This window comes from Mesorhizobium robiniae (genome assembly GCF_040545535.1).
In the GTDB taxonomy this organism is placed as follows: domain Bacteria; phylum Pseudomonadota; class Alphaproteobacteria; order Rhizobiales; family Rhizobiaceae; genus Mesorhizobium; species Mesorhizobium robiniae.
The window spans coordinates 13603-28969 of the sequence record NZ_JBEPMC010000023.1 but is presented as its reverse complement, the minus strand read 5'-3'; the positions used below and the strand labels follow the sequence as shown (position 1 = coordinate 28969).

7 protein-coding genes and 9 pseudogenes are annotated in these 15367 nt (G+C 58.7%); 5 read left to right on the top strand and 11 right to left on the bottom strand.

Annotation, left to right across the window (positions count from 1 at the left end):
- The first annotated feature begins 382 nt into the window (after positions 1-382).
- Positions 383-925 (top strand): cupin domain-containing protein, encoded by a 543-nt coding sequence (locus ABID19_RS33775; RefSeq protein WP_263807193.1) that lies wholly within the window; start codon positions 383-385, stop codon positions 923-925.
- A gap of 159 nt (positions 926-1084) precedes the next feature.
- Here the strand turns inward: ABID19_RS33775 and ABID19_RS33770 are convergent.
- Positions 1085-1508, bottom strand: a pseudogene (locus ABID19_RS33770) (IS66 family transposase); the annotation flags it as partial.
- A gap of 382 nt (positions 1509-1890) precedes the next feature.
- Positions 1891-2127, bottom strand: a pseudogene (locus ABID19_RS33765) (IS110 family transposase); the annotation flags it as partial.
- On the opposite strand from ABID19_RS33765, the pseudogene ABID19_RS33760 reads away from it, so the two are divergent.
- Positions 2126-2257 (top strand): annotated as a pseudogene (locus tag ABID19_RS33760) (IS481 family transposase); the annotation flags it as partial. The pseudogenes ABID19_RS33765 and ABID19_RS33760 sit on opposite strands and share 2 nt — an antisense overlap.
- Here ABID19_RS33760 and ABID19_RS33755 read toward each other — a convergent pair.
- Positions 2258-2790, bottom strand: a pseudogene (locus ABID19_RS33755) (IS66 family transposase); the annotation flags it as partial.
- Between the two features lie 109 nt (positions 2791-2899).
- On the opposite strand from ABID19_RS33755, the pseudogene ABID19_RS33750 reads away from it, so the two are divergent.
- Positions 2900-3759, top strand: a pseudogene (locus ABID19_RS33750) (IS5 family transposase); the annotation flags it as partial.
- A 38-nt stretch (positions 3760-3797) separates the two neighbouring features.
- On the opposite strand, the pseudogene istB reads toward ABID19_RS33750, so the two are convergent.
- The 4 genes and pseudogenes from istB to ABID19_RS33730 form a co-directional block, all read right to left on the bottom strand.
- Positions 3798-4481 (bottom strand): annotated as a pseudogene (istB, locus tag ABID19_RS33745) (IS21-like element helper ATPase IstB); the annotation flags it as partial.
- 890 nt (positions 4482-5371) lie between these two features.
- Positions 5372-6566, bottom strand: a pseudogene (locus ABID19_RS33740) (IS91 family transposase).
- 9 nt (positions 6567-6575) lie between these two features.
- A pseudogene (locus ABID19_RS33735) lies at positions 6576-7042 on the bottom strand (tyrosine-type recombinase/integrase).
- The gene (locus ABID19_RS33730; protein ID WP_354494816.1) at positions 7033-7491 is read right to left on the bottom strand and encodes a site-specific integrase; all 459 of its coding nucleotides are present in this window, start codon (positions 7489-7491) and stop codon (positions 7033-7035) included. Before ABID19_RS33730 ends, ABID19_RS33735 begins: the two are co-directional and overlap by 10 nt.
- Positions 7492-7928: 437 nt before the next feature.
- Here ABID19_RS33730 and ABID19_RS33725 point away from each other — a divergent pair.
- Both ABID19_RS33725 and ABID19_RS33720 read left to right on the top strand, forming a co-directional pair.
- Positions 7929-8306, top strand: a pseudogene (locus tag ABID19_RS33725) (ATP-binding protein); the annotation flags it as partial.
- A gap of 373 nt (positions 8307-8679) precedes the next feature.
- On the top strand, positions 8680-8943 hold the full coding sequence (locus ABID19_RS33720) for a 2OG-Fe(II) oxygenase family protein (protein WP_263807194.1): 264 nt from the start codon (positions 8680-8682) through the stop codon (positions 8941-8943).
- Between the two features lie 380 nt (positions 8944-9323).
- Here the strand turns inward: ABID19_RS33720 and ABID19_RS33715 are convergent, their stop codons facing one another.
- The 4 genes from ABID19_RS33715 to ABID19_RS33700 all read right to left on the bottom strand — a co-directional run bounded on the left by ABID19_RS33715 (position 9324) and on the right by ABID19_RS33700 (position 14904).
- Positions 9324-10472, bottom strand: a complete 1149-nt coding sequence (locus tag ABID19_RS33715) for a CaiB/BaiF CoA transferase family protein (protein ID WP_263807195.1) — start codon at positions 10470-10472, stop codon at positions 9324-9326.
- 343 nt (positions 10473-10815) lie between these two features.
- Positions 10816-11979 carry an acyl-CoA dehydrogenase family protein gene (locus ABID19_RS33710; RefSeq protein ID WP_263807196.1) on the bottom strand — a complete coding sequence of 388 codons (1164 nt, stop codon included), beginning with the start codon at positions 11977-11979 and terminating at the stop codon, positions 10816-10818.
- Between the two features lie 188 nt (positions 11980-12167).
- Entirely contained in the window at positions 12168-12707 is a 540-nt protein-coding gene (locus ABID19_RS33705; RefSeq protein ID WP_263807197.1) for an enoyl-CoA hydratase-related protein, read from the bottom strand.
- Positions 12708-12792: 85 nt separating this feature from the next.
- On the bottom strand, positions 12793-14904 hold the full coding sequence (locus tag ABID19_RS33700) for an acetate--CoA ligase family protein (RefSeq protein WP_263807198.1): 2112 nt from the start codon (positions 14902-14904) through the stop codon (positions 12793-12795).
- Positions 14905-15367 lie beyond the last annotated feature (463 nt).

The following is a 15367-nucleotide window of genomic DNA, read 5'->3' as shown; positions in this document are numbered from 1 at the left end:
CGTCGATCTCGACGCCCATGGCCGTTACTGTTTCTCCATCCTTGACGAGGCGGGGGAGGCTTTGGCCACCCCTGCCCTGCTCTCCGGCGCGTGACGCTCCTTGGCGCACGCGTGAGCGTTGTTCCCCATTCCGGCACCGGTTTTTGAGGGAGTGTCTTGAAGGCATCCGTCTATTTCGTCGAATAGGCACATGATGGACACGCAATTATCGTGGCGTCCCTTGAGAAGGTGGTCGACCACCACAACAACGACTTCGGTCGCTTCAAGCATCGGATCCGCAACGGGGTCACGCGCTATACTGAGAGCAGGACGGCGAATGTCCGGCTGCAAGATCGACCCGATCTAGAATGGCCTGGCCGATGTTGAACACGTCAGTGCAACGGTGTCTCAGAACCTCAAGCTTTTCCGCCTCACCCTTGACCAGCTTTCTCGAAAATCCGGGGCTAGCAAAGGGATGCTGGTGGAAATCGAGAAGGGAAGCGCCAACCCCAGCATCGCTACCCTTTGCAAAATGGCAGTAGCTCTAGGAGTTTCAGTCGCAGACTTCGTGGGCGTGGGCATTAAGTGTGTAAGCACTGATCGTGCACTCGCAAGACACGTCTGTATTATGGCGAGGCCCTGGCGGAGGCAATATCACGCTCCTTGTGGGAACTCACGGTCCAGACGAGGGGAGCTTAGGCGGTGGATTCTGTTCCCAGGCGAAACATTCGAATCCCCCGAGCATTCCGCGGGAACGCTCGAGCTGCTAAATGTGGAAACCGGCGAGCTAACTCTGAAATTGGCTGGGACCGAGCTGGTGGTTCAATCTGGATCTTCAGTTTTGGCACGCACGGAAGACAAGCATGCCTATATGAATCGGGGCACCCAAGAGCTTCGGTTCATCATGGTGGTCGCAGAACTGCGGCCACGCATCCCACATGTTTAGGCGCAATCCCCAAGCAAATCCGGGGTCCCCGGATACGATCCCTACCCGTTTTGGACTGGCTCATCGAGCCGGATTCGCCCGAACAGGCGTAAGCGCTTTTGTCCATGCACGTTGACGCGCCCGTTTGACCGGTTTTGCATGTCTGACGGTCGATTTTGATCAGGCAGCGGCTCCTCCTTTGGGGAAGTTGAAAGGCAGCAGATCGGTGATGTCGGCATCTGTTGCGTGCTGCGGCAGTTCGCTAAGGACGTGACGGAGATAGGCCAAGGGCCTGATGCCACAAGCTCGGCATGTCAGCATGAGGCTGTAAAGGACCGCACTGGCCCTGGCTCCGTTCACAGTGTCGCTGAACAGCCAAACTCTTTCGTCCAGTAGCAAAAATCCTGATGTCGCGTTCGAGGAGATTGTTGTCGATCGGCATCCTGCCGTCTTCGGTCTACCGCGTCAGGTACTCCACTGGTTCAGAGTGTAGGACACAGCATCGCCAAGCTTGGTATCCGGCAGGAGCTTCGGCGCGCTATGCGCTGTGTTTCTGGCGCAAACGGCGAATGCAATCGGCTTGTGTTTCGCCCTTGTCCGGCTTCTAGATGTTTGATCCCGGGCTTTGATGGGGCATCCTTATCTTCCGAATCAAAGGATGCGCTATGGGCCAAGTTCTGCATGGGAGCGCCACAACGACAGAGGCGATCCGTAGAGCGATACAGCATAGTCATGTCTGGACGGCGCCCGCTGATCAAGGATTTGTTTTCAGCGATGGGATGGTCGCGGGTGCGGTCATGTCTCCGGCCTGTTGCTGCGGTCTTGTGACCGCTGGCCCTGATGGTATCCGCTGATCCTTTGGCCTGATCAAGAGAGCGAGCTCGAAGCTCCGACTATGCTGCAGGCTTTCAGGATCTGTCCTCGTCTGTTCCCATCACGTCATTGTCACCCTCGATTCCGGCTCACGGCCTCAGCCGATGCTACTGTTACGCCGGCGTGCCGGCATAATGTGTTGCGTCGCGCATGACTGCGAAGGCGATACGGGCGAGTTTGTTTGCGGTCGCCACGGCGACAAGCTTGAATGGCTTGGTTTCCATCAGGCGATCCGCCCAGTTTCTCAACGCATCGCCGGAACGCTTGCGATGGAACAGAACGGCATGAGCGCCGACCACGAGCAGCTTGCGCAAATATCGATTCCCCATCTTGGAGACGCGTCCCAGCCGTACCCATCTCGCCGACTTCGTCGCCGCCTACAACTTCGCCCGCAGGCTCAAGACCCTCAAGGGTCTCACACCCTACGAGTTCATCTGCAAAGCGTGGGCGTCACAACCTGAACGCTTCAAAACCAATCCGCTCCCCCGCGCCTGGGCTTTCAATCCAATAGAGCTGCTCGAAGAACTCGAGCGCCTGTTCCGGCGGGCCTCCACCCTTCTTTCTTGCCTTGAGGGCATCGACGAAGCGACACCTGGAATGGGCCATGCATCCCAGATGCGTTGCCCCTTGCAGCGTGCGCCAGGCGGAATAGCCGTCGCTCATCACGATGCCGCGGTAATCGCCGAGAAAGGCCTGCGGGTGTATCTGGCCCCGGCCCGGCTGATAATCGAGCAGCACGATCGGCTCGTCACTGTCCTCGCCGCTCCGGCAAGCCTACATATATGACGTGCTGGCGGCTTCTCTGTCCGTTTCCTTCAGCACCTGGACCGTAGTCTCGTCACCATGGATGAGGGGCTGCGATCTGAGCCGCAGCTTCAGCGCGTCATAGATGCGGGAGAGCTGTTTTTCGCTCGAGCCCAGTGGCCCAGAGCGCCTCGGCTGACAGGAACGCCAGCGCGCTCGAATGCCTGCGCCAGGCGGTTGAGCGGTGTGCCGTCGACATACTTAGTTCGCCCTGAAAAACTCTTTGACCCCTTGCATTGCAGGGATTCCCATCGGGTTCGAAGTATTGGAGAATGCCGGAAACCACCTTTGATCCCGTCGTTACCCGGTGTTTTTGCAATTCTGCCAGCCCGTGCGTCGTCCGGTAAGAGTGATTTGTTTCGCGAGCGTCTCGATGCCATCATCAATGCGCGCCATCCGCTGGTCCCGGTTGTCGGCATTGATGGAGTGGTCGCGCTTTGACGAAGCGTTTGGCGGGTTTTATCGCCCGGTCGGCAGGCCGGCCAAGCCGACGCGGGTGATGGTCGGTCTGCATTACCTCAAGCACTCCGCAACCTTCCGACGAAGAAGGGGTGGAGCGTTGGGTGGAAAATCCTTATTGGCAATTTTTCTGCGGCTTCGAGTTCTTCCAGCACGAGCCGCCGATCGATGCCAGCACGATGACGCGCTGGCGCAAGCGGATCGGGCCCGAGGGGCCGAAGGCCAGCGTTGACGTCGCACTCGAGACGGGGACTGCGAAGCCCGGTTCGCTGGAGCGGATCACCGTCGATACGACGGTGCAGCCGAAGGCGATCGCCCACCCCACCGACAGCCGGCTCTACCTCAAGGCAATCCAGATCCTGGTGCGTCAGGCCAGGCGGGACGGCATCATGCTCAGCAGAGCCACATGCGGCTGGCTAAGGCAGCGGCGGTGCGGGCGGGTCGCTATGCGCATGCCCGGCAGTTCCGCCGGATGCGTCGCGAACTCAAGCGCCTTCGCACCTATCTCGGCCGGGTGTTCCGCGACGTCGGCCGCAAGATCGCCGGCAATGACGAACTTGCTCGGGCTCGTCGAGCGGCTCTTGGCGCAGAAGCCGAAGGACAGGAACAAGATCTACTCCCTGCACGCGCCCGAGGTGGTCTGCATCGCGAAGGGCAAAGCCCACAACCCTTACGAATTCGGCTGCAAGGTCGGGATCGCGGCAACTGTCAATACCGGGTGAACTTTCCTCAAAAGTGCCGAAGTAAAATTCCCCAATTATGCCGCCCCGGACGACACGGAGAATTGGGTATTTTTCGGCGGTCGCCCTCGGGGGCGTGAGGGTGGGGCGAAGGACGGTGGGCTGATCAATGCTTTCGAACGGACGTGTTCAGGCATCAATTCGGCATGTTGGCGCAACCTGTAACTTGATCCTTCGATCTGAACGACGACGGCATGATGCAGAAGCCTGTCGAGAAGCGCGGTGGCGACCACGGCGTCTCCAAAAACATCGCCCCACTCTGCAAAGCCGCGATTGGACGTCAGGATCATTGCCCCTTTCTCGTAGCGGGCGTTGACGAGCTGGAAGAACAGGTTGCCGCCGCCGGCGATGACCGGGAGATAACCGATCTCGTCGACGATCAGCAGACCTGGCCTGCAGAAGAAGCGGATGCGTTCTTGCAGCCGTCCCTCGCGCTCGGCCCTGGACAGCGCTGCAATGAGGTCGGCAAGCGTACAGAAGTAGACGCTCTTGCCTGCTTTGACAGCCTCGACGCCGAGCGCCACAGCGAGATGGCTTTTGCCGGTTCCCGGCGGCCCGAGGAAATGGACGGCCTCGTGCCTTTCGACGAAACCCAGTTGCGCGAGCGTGAAGATCCGATCGCGATCGAGGGAGGGCTGGAAAGTGAAATCGAAGCCGGCGAGCGTTTTGATGGTTGCCAGCCGACCCATCCGAATTGCACTATCCTGCCGGTGCGCTGTCCTTATCGCGCGATTCTCCCAGGCCTCCCCCGCGATGTATCTGCCGTCGTATAGACACCGTGCTGTCACAAGCACGCCCTAATCTTGCAGAGACCGCACCTCATCCTCAAAGGATCTAGCCACCGCACAGCTCTTGCGAGTGCTTGCGATGATGAATCCGTTGGGGCGCGTGACGCGAGCCAGTTCGCGCATGCGTCCTTTGGGCCGTGCCCGAGCGTGAAGACGCTGGGTCGACACGCTTCCGGACATGGCTAGAGACACGAGATTTCAGAGCTTTGCCCACCATGTCCTCTTCGGAGAGGTCGAACCCGTCGAGCAAATGGAAACCGAGGCGCTTCAACTGGACGCCCACGAGACCTGTTCGGCACCCAGCGTCCAGGATTGCGATGGCTGCTGGCCCATTGGCCAAATACGCTGCCTGCACGGCATCCGCCAGTTCCTCAACGACCGTCGGCCGCGGTGCACTCGCGGCCAACATCTAGGTCATGAGAAATCGCCCATCCGCGATAGCCAATGCTTTCGTGCGGGGGCTTGCTCCAAAGAGGTCCGTTGATCGAGGGTATTCGTGACAGCTCCTCCGTATAGGGTTAGATGCGATGCGGTACAGTCGTGATCGGCGGCCCAATGGCTGCGGCTGAATCCGCAGCGTTTTTCTCGATGAGCCGGATGCCAGCCGAACTTTAAGGCCCTATATCTCGCCGGTGCGCCGAAAGCGGCACGGATATCGGTTCCGGCATGTGAGGATCGGCGCCGCGCCCTGCCTAGGAGAGGTAGCCGGTGATGACGGCGCACACTTTTGCGGGACCGGCTCAGTTTCGTTTCCAAGCGGGCCGGCGCAATGCTGATGACCATAGGAAGGCGATGTCCCTGCTTCATGACGTGTCCTGGTATGGTGGGCGTCCGGTGACGCCGTCGAATGTTTCGATGATGATCATCTGGCCTTGACGGCAGGCGGGGCATTGCCTGAGCGAATTCCCTGTGACGTCCTCGTAGCGGTCGCGGTAGTCCTTTGCGCGGCGGCTGTCCGACGGCTCAGCAACCGGCATGCCGAGCAGGTCGCGACAGCAGGCGAGCTTTTGCGCGCGATAGCGATTGCCGAGGAATCGGTAGTAGCGAATGCGATGGAAGCCCCCGGGCAGGACGTGTAGCAGGAAGCGACGAATGAACTCGTCAGACGCGACGGTCATGACCTTCTGCCGACTGCCGTGCCGATAGTCCTTCCAGCGGAAGGCGACTTTGCCATCCTAGATGGCGACGAGGCGATTGTTGGAAATGACGACGCGGTGGGTATAGCGGCCGACGTAGTCGAGGAGCTGTTCGGGGCCGGCGAATGGCGGCTTGGCATAGATGACCCACTCGGCCTTTCGTAGCGGCGCCAAATAGCGCCGGAAGGCATTGCGCTCGCTCAAGGCCTGCAAGTCATAGAAGAACTTCAACTGGCCGTCGTCGAAGGCTTTCCCCAGGTGCTGCAGAAACAATCGTCGGAACCGGCGCGAGAGCACGCGAACCGGCAAGAAGAAGCCGGGCTTGCAGGCGGCGATCCACCGATGGCCGTCGGCAGAAAGGCCGCCGCCTGGGACGACGCAATGCAGATGCGGATCATGAAGCAGGTTCTGGCCCCAGGTGTGCAACACGGCGAACAAGCCGATCTCGGCGCCCAGGTGCTTGGGATCGGCGGCGATGATGCGCAGGGTCTCGGCGGTGGCGCGGAAGAGCAGGCCGTAGACGAGTGCCTTGTCCTGTTAGGCAATGGCGGCAATGGGCTCCGGCAGCGTGAAGACGACGTGAAAGTATTGCGTGTCGAGAAGCTCGGCGCGACGATCCTCCAGCCATTGCGTGCGGGCCAGCGATTGGCAGCGGGGCAATGCCTGTCGCGGCAGCTGTTGGGGGGATGTGCCGGTGGCCGCATTGATCGTATGCTTCGACGTGTCCGCCGAGCGCGGCGGTCCGGTTCAATCGCCGTCATGACGCGGCGCTGGGCGGTCGATAGCGACGCATCATGCTGTGCGCGATAGGCTTCGCCGTAGCAGCGAAGATATCCGCCACTTCCGGCCCCGAGCGGGCCATTGCCGCCGCTCAGAAGTATTGCGGCTTGGCAGGCGGCGGCACGGTGGGCGCCGGGCGCGGCAAGAGCTCGAAGGGGCTCGATGTGGCGCAGACTTTGTTGGTGGCAATCCGCAGGTAATGGGCGGTGGTCGCGAGGCTGCGGTGACCGAGCAGCAGTTGAATTGTCCGCACGTCGGCACCGGCCTCCAGCAGATGGACGGCGAAGGCGTGCTCAAACTGTGTGGCGTGACCGGTTTGGACAATCCGGAGAGGTTGGGCGCTTTCGCGCAGGCTTGTCCCACCGCACTCCTGGTAATCGGCGGGTCCGCACGATCGCCGGGGAAGAGCCATTCCTTCGGTCGCCGCATCTTCCAGTAATCGCGCAGAATCTCCAGCAGCTTGGGCGACAGCATCACATAGCGGTCCTTCTGACCTTTGCCCTGCTCGACGCGGATGACCATTCTCTGGCTGTCGATGTTCGTGGACTTCAGCTGCACCGCTTCCGAAATACGCAAGCCAGCCGCGTAGTAAGTGTCAGGATGGCGTGGTGTTTTACACTGAGGACGCAACCGAGGAACCGCTGAACTTCCTCGGGACTGAGGACGATCGGCAGCCTCTGCGGCTTCTTGGGAAGCGGCAGGACTTCTTCAGGCGCCCAGTCCCGATCGAGCGTCACAGTATAGAGAAAGCGCAGCGCCGCAATGGCGGTGTGAATCGAGCCGGGCGACAGCTTCTTCTCGTTGGCCAGATAGACCTGGAAGGTCCAAATATCCTCTCGCCCGAGTAGGTCCGGGGACTTACAAAAGTGGTGGGCGAACAGCGACACCTGTTGCAGATACGACAGCTGGTGTTGGGCGCGAAGTTGCGCACCTGCGTGTCCTCGCTCATGCGCTGGCGAAGTTGGGTCATGACAAACTCCCCCTTTGTCTGATGGAATGGGCTGCAAGCAGCCACTCCATGCTGACGCAGTCAGAGCTTGTTGTGGACACATGACCAGCGCGACAGACGACACGATCAACACCACGCCGGCGGAAAACACCCTCCTTGCCGCTCCGCAATCGCGGAGCGGGTTAGTCCAAATGTCAGGATGCCACCCAGGACATAAATGTCAGTCTGCAATTCCTGCCGCCTTACGATGAGGCTGCCTCAAAATCGTGCCAACTGGGTCAAAGAGAGTCCCAGAAATTCCCCATAATTTCACGCCTATGAGAGGGCGGCAAGAGGCTAGGCCGAACAGCCCCTGTCGCGGACTCGACAAACCCGACAGTAGATATCAGTTGTCTGCCGTCTTTCAGCCAGGGCCAACTGGATTGCTCCGGGGGAAGTGGGGTTTCACGGCTCATTCGATCGCGCTTCGCATTGGCAGATCATACCCTTTGTAAATACCAGCTCACCGTCGCCAAGCTGCCGATCGCCAAGGACATCGATGAGTTCGACTTCGACGGCACGCCGGTCAATGAGGTGCTGGTCCGGGGCCTTGCCAACGGCATCTTCGTCGCCGACCAGCGCAACGCCGTGCTCATCGGCGGCATCGGAACCGGCAAGTCGCATCTGGCAATCGCCATTGCCCGCGCCCTGATCCGCAACGGCTCACGTGGCCGCTTCTTCAACGTCGTCGATCTCGTCAACCGGCTCGAGACCGAGCACCGCGGCGGCAAGCAGGGCCGTATCGCCGACTACCTCACCCGGCTCGACTTCGTCGTGCTCGATGAACTCGGCTATCTGCCCTTTGCCCAGGCCGGCGGGCAATTGCTCTTCCACCAAAGGAAATGTTCGACCTCGGAATCGAGAACGAAGGCGACCGGCGTCCGTTTGCTGGTTGTACACGCTTTCCGGATGACGCGCTGGCTCCTGGTTTCGCTCGAAGCCTGCTTGCTTTGCAAGCTACCGTGGTCAACGAGGTTGTGCCGGAGCTTGGGATGGCGCTGGCCGACCTGCTCGATATGGAAGAGAGCTGGTTCCTACGCCATTTCAGCCCGCCGACGGTCCCGCAGCGCGTGATACGATATCCGTCTACTGGCGGCACGGCCGGAAAGCATACCGACAATGGCTTCTTCACGCTGCTACTGCAGGAGGAACTCCCCACGCGCTCCTTGCAGGTGTGGTTTCGCGGGGCTGGGTGCCGGTGCCGAGCTTGCCCGACAGTCTCGTTGTCAATCTGGGCGACATGCTTCAAGCCTTGAGCGACGACAGGTTCAAGAGTACGCCCCATCAGGTCGTGCACACTGGTACGACTGACCGAATTTCCCTTCCCTTCTTTATCTATCCCGACATCGACGCCCGCCTGACTTCCCGGCAAGGAAAGCAAACCTTCAACGTCGCGGACGTGATGTTACGCAACTTCGACTCGATCTGGGAAACTGGCAATGGTGCCGGACGCGCGCGGGAGTTGCAGTGAGTCGTTCGGGTTCTCGAAGCTTTCGCAAGCTATGGCCACGAGGCACCTTCGTGGTATCGCGCGCGGCTGCGCGGCGAATTAGCTGCTGGTAAAATGCTTCCAGCAGGCCACGCTTGCGAGTGGTGCCCTCATCATTTGCGGCCGTGGTCGTGATAATTGTTTCTCCAAACTGTCATGTCATTGACAATCGGCCCGCAGGTCGCGGATCGGCCTCGTCAGGCAGTGGAGCGCATGCTCGGGGTATGACTTCCGACATGCGCACGAGGTCGGCCGGGCATAGGGCATAGGGCATAGGATGGATGAGTGACTTCATCCGTGAGCACAAAGGCAATCGTGACGACCGCAAGAACACCGGCGACATTCATTTCATGATCAGGCGCTTACGGCGATCCTAGGGCGCCTGAGCGCCTGAGGCTCTCAATCCTGTCGTCGTTGTGGCCAAGCTCGGATAAGATGTCTGTGGTGTGCGCTCCGAGGGCTGGTACTGAGGTCAGTTCAGGCGACGGCGTCGCTGAAAAGCGCGGAGCTGCGGTGGCCTGCAAGACACCGTCGACTGTTCGGTAAACATCGCGTGCCACCATATGTGGATGCACAGCTGCCTCTGGCATGGATAAAACAGGCGCGAAGCATGTATCGGTGCCTTCAAGCAACTCGTTCCATTCCGCCCTGGTTTTGGTCTTAAACAGTGCGGCGAGCTCCTCACCGAGCGGTCCCCAAACGCTCGGGTTTTGTCTTTGATTTTCGGCGAAACGCCCATCATGATCGAGACCAAGGCGCCTGATAAGTTCCGTGTAAAACTGGGGTTCCATAGCCTGCAAAACGATCCACTCACCGTCTGAGCAGACGTAAGTACGGTCGAAATGCCTCCCGAGAGCCCCTGGCCGGGTGTTTGCGATAGACAGATCGTATTCGATGGGAAGAAACGATACCAAGAGGTTCAACAGGTGGGCCGAGCCATCGACCATAGCTGCATCGATCACCTGCCCAGTGCCATCTTTTCTAGCCCGCAGTATTCCAGCGAGAATGCCAACGGTTAGATAGAGAGCCCCTCCGGCTATGTCGCCTAGGATTGTGGGAGGTGCTTCAGGAGGCTGGCCAGGCTGGGTTGCAATCCATAGAGCGCCGGAAAGAGCAATGTAATTGGCGTCGTGTGCCGCAGCCTTCGACAAAGGACCATACTGTCCCCATCCGGTCATCCGGCCGTAAACTAGCGATGGCCGGCGGGCAAGGCAAACATCGGGTCCTATTCCGAGGCGTTCCATGACACCTGGGCGGTTGCCTTCGATCAAGACATCGGCACCGTCGATCAGGTCCAAGAACGTGTCCACCGCTCCCGGCTTCTTCATGTCCAGAACAATTGAGCGCTTGCCACGACTGCATATCGACCAAGGCCGCGGACCGCCCGCGTCTTCGGCCGGCCGCTCCACCGCAATCACATCAGCCCCCAAGTCGGCAAGCAGCATGCCGCAAAATGGTCCCGGCCCCATACCGACCATTTCGACGATCTTGACGCCGCTGAGTACTCCCATCGATCTCGTTTCCCTTTGCTGAAGTTTCGTAGGCACTGGCCAATAAGGCTCGAAAAGCTCGGCTACATCTGGTTACCTCTCGCCCGGAAGGCGAATTGAAGCCATTTGCGAATTGATTTCTTGCGCAACTTTTTGAGCTGCGTTGATCAACCCGTAAGCCCGGTCATTGCACTGCAACCCTTCTAAGGGCCGGCGCATGTAGACTTAAATGACCCCTCAGTTCGGCATGTTGAGTTCAAATGCCCAGGACGGGACTGTGGTGACAGCATCATCCCGACGGCGAGGTGCAATTCCTATGCCGGCTTAGCTGCACGACTGTACTCGCAGGCGTAATTGCTATCACTCATGCACCTCTCTCGCGCATGAGTTCCCGGCTGATGATGTGACGCTGGATCTCAGAGGTGCCTTCCCAGATCCGCTCAGCGCGTGCATCACGATAGATCCGCTCCAACGGAAGATCAGTCATCAAGCCCATGCCACCGCAGGTCTGGATTGCCTGATCCGCAACGCGCCCCAGCATTTCGGAGCACCATACCTTTGCCATGGCGCAGTCTTGAGCGACCGAAGGAAATTTCTGATCAACTCTCCATGCCGTGTTCATCAGGAGGAGGTCGCCAAGCCGGATATCGATTGCCATGTCAGCCAGCGGAAAACCTATCCCCTGGAACTTGCCGATCGGCTGGCCGAGTTGCCGGCGCTGGGCGGCGTAGTCGGCCGCAACTTCGAAGGCCCGCTCGGCGCGCGCCTGACACACGGCGGCGACGGAAAGGCGGCCCGCTCCAAGCCAGTCGTTAACGACCTTGAAACCCTCCCCCTCCTCGCCAACCATCTGCCAGCCGCCGACCCGGACATTGTCGAAATGCAGGATGTCATTGGAATGACCCCGGTGGCCCAACTGCTCGTAGCCCTTGGCGACTATCAGCCCTGGCGTATCCAGATCAACGAGGAAACAAGAGATTCTCTTCTTGATTCCAGTCGGCGTTTGATCTTCGCCGGTCACGGCAAAGAGGATCACAAACTGAGAATGCCGCGCATTTCCAATAAGGTGCTTGGTTCCATCGATAACCCAATCGGATCCCTCTTTGACGGCCCGTGTCTTCATTCCCCTCAGGTCCGATCCTGCATCACGTTCAGACATGGCTATGCATTCGCGCTTCTCGCCGCGCATGACGGGTTCCAGGAAATGAGCAACTTGCTCCCCTCCACATGCCGCCAGGATATTGTTGGGCCGACGCACACACTCTGCCAATGCAGTCGAAGCGCGCGACAGGCCCTTCTCCACAAGCGTCATCGACACACAGTCGAGCCCGCCGCCGCCGATACTTTCGGGCATATTGCAGGCATGAAGGCCGATCTCCATACCCTTGCGGCGGATATCCAGGTCTAGCTCGTGTGGAAGCTCGCCCGTCCTTTCCAGCAACGCTTCGTGCGGGATCAATTCCCTCTCGCAAAACTCCCTGGCGGTGTCGTAGATGAGTTTTTGTCCCGCGGTAAGTTCAAAGTCCATCAGTCAGTTCTTTCTGCGTTTTTCTCGGTGACGTTATGCCTGCCCGGCTAATATGAAGGGAGAGTAAGAATGAAGGGCGCTGACGCTGATCTAAGTCTGTGTGGCAACCCATTGATGAGGGCTTCTAATCGGACAGATAGCCGTCTCAGTGCCCTTGTGACGATGCCAAGAAGCAACAGCCTCGAGGACTACCGTCCTTTCCACACAGGCTTTCGCTTTTCGGCGAAGGCCCGCAGGCCCTCACGCTCGTCCTCGGAATTGAACACCTTTTTAGCTATCGGCAGCTGTATCAACTGCTTCTCGTCCGCCTTGGTCGCCAGCAAGTTATGACGAACCTCGGGCAGGCCAAACTTGGCGTCGCGTGCTGCTACAATCATATCGCATGCCAAACATGTCTCAAAGCCGCCGGCAAGCGCGTAGCCTTCAACCGCCGCGATTAGTGGCTTTGACGGCGGACGTCCCATGATTCCAAAGTCCCCGCGCTCAAGTGCTGGAGGAGGTCCATTTCTTTCTGCCGCTTTCAAGTCCATGCCAGACGAGAAATTGCCCCCCGCGCCGGCAAGCACGCCTACAAACAGATCTTCCTCCCCATCAAGAAGATCCATCGCTGCCTGCATCGCCACGGTCGTGCCAATGTCGAATGCATTTCTGACTTGGGGCCGATTGATAGTGACGATCAAGATGTGGCCCCGGCGCTCAGTTAGAACTTGGCTGAAGTCCTCGCTCATTTAACTCTCCTGTATCCAATCATTGCGCGATCATAGATCTTATTGTTCTCTCACCCTTCGCTAGGACAAGGATCAATGCCGCTGACTACCAGGCAAGACGCATTACCGCATCGACGGCGGCCACGCCCTTCCCCTGGGGGCGCACGATCAGCGGATTGATTTCGGCTTCGACGAACCGCTCCCCGTTTGAGATGGCGAACTGGGCAAACTTTTGGATGACGTCGACCGCCGCATCGACATCGCCCTTCGCCCGGCCTCGCCAACCGTCAAGCAGCTGGAACAGTTTTAGACTGCGCAGGGCCTCGGCAATCGTTTTACGCGAGGCGGGCAACAGGATCGTGGCAGTGTCTCGCAGGAGCTCCGCCTCCGTGCCACCCATGGCGATGGTTAGGGCAAGACCTATCCCGTCTACCCTGCGTATGCCTACAAGGAACTCGCCGACACCATCCTTTACCATCTCTTCGACCAGGAAGTCCGAAACGGAAACCTTCGGGGACGTTTTCTTTAACCTCTCTGCCATGCTGCGAACGGCTTGCCACGCCTCATCGGGAGTGCCCAAACGCAGCACAACAGCACCCAACTCGCTTCTGCGTGCCAGTCCTGCGCCAAGCGCCTTCACCACCACTGGAAAGTCGAGTTCGTCCAGCCGACCGGTTTGATCTGGTGTCACCACGACACTGCGAGGCACCGCTATGCCAGATGCACCCAGTTCGGCTTTCGCAGATGCCTCGTCGAAAGCGATCTCTTCGGTCAGACCAGTCCGGTACCTTGGTACGAGAATTTCTTCGTCGGTCCTTTGAGAAAGGACATCCGCCAGTTCCGACGAGCGCACCGCATTTGACACGGCGCGGATCCCGTCCTCCATCCCCTGCAGCGGGACCAATCCGTCCGCTATCATCCTCTCTCGAACGCTTTTCGGTAACGCTTCCGGCAAAGTGTTGACAAAAGCAGCAGGCATCCGCCGCTCGCGTGCTGCTAGCGCGAATGCCTTGGTGGTGACGTTCCAGGTTTGTGGATCCCAGCCGCCCTCCGGTGGGAAGCACATCACACTCAGAGCCACGTCCCGATCATCCGACAAGTATGCCCGATAGATATTTAGATTGCCGTCGAAGCCCGCAGATTGCCCGGAAGAGATGTCGAGAGGATTGGCAGCATGAACAAAGGGCGGCAGATACTTCTCAAGCTGTGCTGCCGCCTCCGCCGAGGGCGGCTGCAGATCAAGTCCATTGAATTCGGCAATGTCGCCGCCAAGCACCGCGTAAGAGCCCGAACTTGTTGCAAATGCCGTACGACGTCCTTTCATCCTGGGAGCGTAAACCAGCATTTTCAGCGTCTCCAACGCCTCAGTCGGAGTGCGAACCTCGACAAATCCGAGTCGCTTAAACAGCGCGGACGTCACGATATCATCGCCCGCTCGTGAAGCGGTATGTGACTCGGTCGCTCGACGACCCGCGCTTGTTCGGCCGCCCTTGATAACGACCACTGGAATATCCTTGCGCGCCGCTTTGAGAGCTGCAGCGGAGAGGACGGCCGCGTCTTTAATGCCCTCTAAATAGAGATTCACCGCTCGAATGCGTTCATCATCCAGAACCACATCCATAATGTCGGCTACAGTTACCATCGCCTGATTGCCGAGCCCAATGGAGTAGGCCAGCGGCAGCGACCGGTCGGCACAGCCCAGGTCGGAGAGGTACGAGCCTCCATTGCTTATGAGGGCGACGCTGCCATTTTCGTCATGGACACCGAAATGATCCATCATGAAAACGGACCGATCAGCAAAGTTGGCAACGCCGGGACAATTCGGCCCAATAATCGGCATTTCACCGGCCGCGGCTACTAACTCGCGCTGCGACCTTTCTCCGCCACGCATTTCGGAGAAGCCAGAACTGTTGCAAATCGCACCTGCCACACCGATCCCCGATAGGTCACGTACAACGCCGACCACGTTTTCTCGCGGTACAGCCAGGAACGCGACGTCCGGTATCTCCGGAAGATCGCGCACGTTGGGCACACAGGGAATGCCCGCCACTTCATCGCGGCGAGGATTGACAATATAGATATTTCCGCGAAATCCGCGCGCACGACAATAGTCTATTGCGGGTACCGTCGACGCTCCACCGATAAATACCGCACTCTGCGGCACCAACATGCGTTTGAGACGTTCTCGCCTGGTCTCCCGTACGCTATTGTAATTCAAGACTAGACTCCCCTGATGGTGGCGACAGCACGGCACGCCAGCTCAAACTGCGAGGCACGAGCCTCCAAGCTCTCAGGGCGCCTCCGTGATACCGAAGGCTCCGATCGGCTGAGGAGCGTCAACAACATCTTCCGCTTTCCCACCTTCTCGCCGCGGCGTTAGCCGTCATGCCGATAAAACTCCATTGCGTTCCAATTCCTTCAGCAGAAAATAGAGATAAATCTCCTTATGTAAAGGTGAGCGATTGAAACTGGTCAATATTATGGCGGGCAAGGAGATAATATTCGCTTGGCTATAAATTTAACACTATAACACATTAAATTAATGCGTCATTTATATTAAATACATCCATATCTTAAAAGCTTAATATTCGTAACACAAACTACATAATTTGGCAGGTATCAAATGTTTATCCTCGAGCTTCAATGCAGTACCCGCCTAAGGATCCCGATTGTCGGATGCG

What these genes read in the sequence shown, in the direction of transcription:
- ABID19_RS33715 (WP_263807195.1), bottom strand. Translation starts at nt 10,472, where the DNA reads ATGGGAGTACTCAGCGGCGTCAAGATCGTCGAAATGGTCGGTATGGGG.
- ABID19_RS33710 (WP_263807196.1), bottom strand. Translation starts at nt 11,979, where the DNA reads ATGGACTTTGAACTTACCGCGGGACAAAAACTCATCTACGACACCGCC.
- ABID19_RS33705 (WP_263807197.1), bottom strand. Translation starts at nt 12,707, where the DNA reads ATGAGCGAGGACTTCAGCCAAGTTCTAACTGAGCGCCGGGGCCACATC.